Here is a 1,938-nt window from a genome sequence, read left to right as displayed (position 1 = left end):
GACAGCCCCCACGGTCCGCCGAGCCCCTCCCAGGAACGGGCCAGCTCGATCAGCAGCCAGCCCGAGGGCACCGCCGGCAGCGCCATGGCCGCCCGCCCCGGCGACGGGGTCCCGCCGAGCATCGCCCTGACCAGCCACCCCCAGGGCAGCCACAGCAGACCGAGCAGCGCGGCGAGCGGGAGCAGGAACACATGAAGGCTCGGCAGCAGCCAGTGGTGCATCGCCAGCATGAACCCGATGCCACCGAACCAGCCGTCGAGACCGGCACGGCGGGCCCCCGGAGCCGTACGGATCAGCAGCAGCCACGGGACGAGCGCCAGATAGGCCCACCGCCAGAGCCCGGGAGCCGGGAAGGCGAGCACGGGCAGGGCGCCGCAGCCGGCGGCGAGCAGGGAGCGCGCGGCCCCGCGCCCGGCGCGCCGAGGAGCGGGGGAGCGGTCGGCCCGGCCTCCGCGGCGGCGGATCACGAACGGACCACGCATGACGTGCCTCCCGTCGATGCCTCAAGTGTCCGTGACGCTCGGGTGATCAGGGGTCAGCCGTGGCGGCGCCATCGTTCGTCGACGACGACCGAGGTCAGCCGCCAGCCGTCGGCGGTGCGCCGCGCCGCGAAGGCGTACCGCCCGCCGCAGACGAAGTCCTCGCCGGAGGCGAACCGCATCGGGTTGACGTAGTCGGCGCCGATGTCCGCCCGGTCCCCGGTCTCCGGGTAGCCGCCCGGCTCCGTGAACCGCACCCGCCGGTTCACGATGAGGTGCTGGCGTACGGGAAAGAGGGGCAGCGTCTCGGCCAGCCACTCGGCGACCTCCGCCGCAGGCCCCTCGATCCCGCCCGAGCCGCGGTAGTCGGCCCGCCCGTCCGGGGCGAACAGACCCCGGTAGGCGCTCCAGTCACCCTCGTCGACGGCCGCCGCGTAGCCGGTGACCAGGTCGTCGAGGGCGAATCGGTCCATCACGGTCGCGAGATCCACGCGCTGCGTCATCGGCTCAGTGTCGGTCAGCGGGGGCCGGGGGCCAAGGGGGCTGCACGAGGCCGGTCATACTGGCGGCCATGCGCGTGAACATCGATCCCGAACGGACCGACCGCACCTCCTTCTACCGTCTCCTCACCGCCACCGTCGTGCCCCGGCCCATCGCCTGGGTGTCCACGGCCTCGGCGGACGGGACGGACAACCTCGCCCCGCACTCCTTCTTCACCATCTCCTCGGTGGCGCCGCCGGTCGTGCAGTTCACCTCGGTCGGGCGCAAGGACACGCTGCGCAACGTGGAGGAGACGGGGGAGTTCGTGGTGAACCTCGCCCCCGAGGGGCTCTTCGAGCGCATCAACGCCACGGCGACGGACTTCCCGCGCGGGGTGAGCGAGTTCGACGCCTGCGGCATCGAGCGGGAGCCGAGCGTGCGGGTGAAGCCGCCGCGGGTCGCCCAGTCGCCCGTGGCCCTGGAGTGCGAGCTGCACAGCACGCTGCGGATCGGCGACTCGACGGTCGTCTTCGGCCGGGTCGTGCACGCGGCGGTCGACGAGTCGGTCATGGTCGACGGTCACCCCGAGATGACCCTGATGCGCCCGCTGACCCGCCTCGGCAAGAACGAGTGGGGAACCCTGGGCGGCATCGAGGAGATCGCCAGGGTGCCCTACCGGGGCTGAGAGCCCTCAGCCCGCGGACCGCCCTTCCACGCATCGTTTCCGCATCGGCTGGACCTCGTATCGTGGGTGGCATGTCCGATACGGCTCACGGGATCACGACCGGTGCCGTGGCACGGCGTCTGGGCGTCTCTCCCACCACGGTGCGTTCCTGGGACCAGCGGTACGGCATCGGTCCGGCCGTGCGCGCGGACGGACGGCACCGGCGATGGAGCCCGGCGGACCTCGCGGTGCTCGACGAGATGTGCCGTCTCACGGCCTCGGGCGTCCCACCCGCCGAGGCCGCGAGGACCGCAC

At 73.1% G+C, this 1,938-nt stretch carries 3 protein-coding genes and 1 pseudogene; 2 read left to right on the top strand and 2 right to left on the bottom strand.

The genetic code is table 11. The features are described 5' to 3' along the window. Both CCN56_RS36110 and CCN56_RS36105 read right to left on the bottom strand, forming a co-directional pair. Nucleotides 1–482, bottom strand: a pseudogene (locus tag CCN56_RS36110) (apolipoprotein N-acyltransferase); the annotation flags it as partial. A 53-nt stretch (nucleotides 483–535) separates the two neighbouring features. Beyond that, the gene (locus CCN56_RS36105; RefSeq protein ID WP_086831979.1) at nucleotides 536–982 is read right to left on the bottom strand and encodes a nuclear transport factor 2 family protein; all 447 of its coding nucleotides are present in this window, start codon (nucleotides 980–982) and stop codon (nucleotides 536–538) included. 68 nt (nucleotides 983–1,050) lie between these two features. Here CCN56_RS36105 and CCN56_RS36100 point away from each other — a divergent pair, with 68 nt between their 5' ends. Continuing rightward, nucleotides 1,051–1,644 (top strand): flavin reductase family protein, encoded by a 594-nt coding sequence (locus tag CCN56_RS36100; protein WP_086831978.1) that lies wholly within the window; start codon nucleotides 1,051–1,053, stop codon nucleotides 1,642–1,644. 71 nt (nucleotides 1,645–1,715) lie between these two features. Next, nucleotides 1,716–1,938 (top strand): MerR family transcriptional regulator (locus CCN56_RS36095; RefSeq protein ID WP_143664729.1); only part of this gene is annotated, 223 nt, incomplete at its 3' end.

Origin of the sequence: Streptomyces sp. NRRL B-24572 (assembly GCF_002156145.1) — a bacterium.
Classification (GTDB): Bacteria; Actinomycetota; Actinomycetes; order Streptomycetales; family Streptomycetaceae; genus Streptomyces; species Streptomyces vietnamensis.
Note: the sequence above shows the minus strand (reverse complement) of the source record. Positions and strands in the feature narration are given on the sequence as shown.

Excerpts from the sequence above, each read along its gene's own strand:
- CCN56_RS36105 (WP_086831979.1), bottom strand. The coding sequence starts at position 982 with ATGACGCAGCGCGTGGATCTCGCGACCGTGATGGACCGATTCGCCCTC.
- CCN56_RS36100 (WP_086831978.1), top strand. The coding sequence starts at position 1,051 with ATGCGCGTGAACATCGATCCCGAACGGACCGACCGCACCTCCTTCTAC.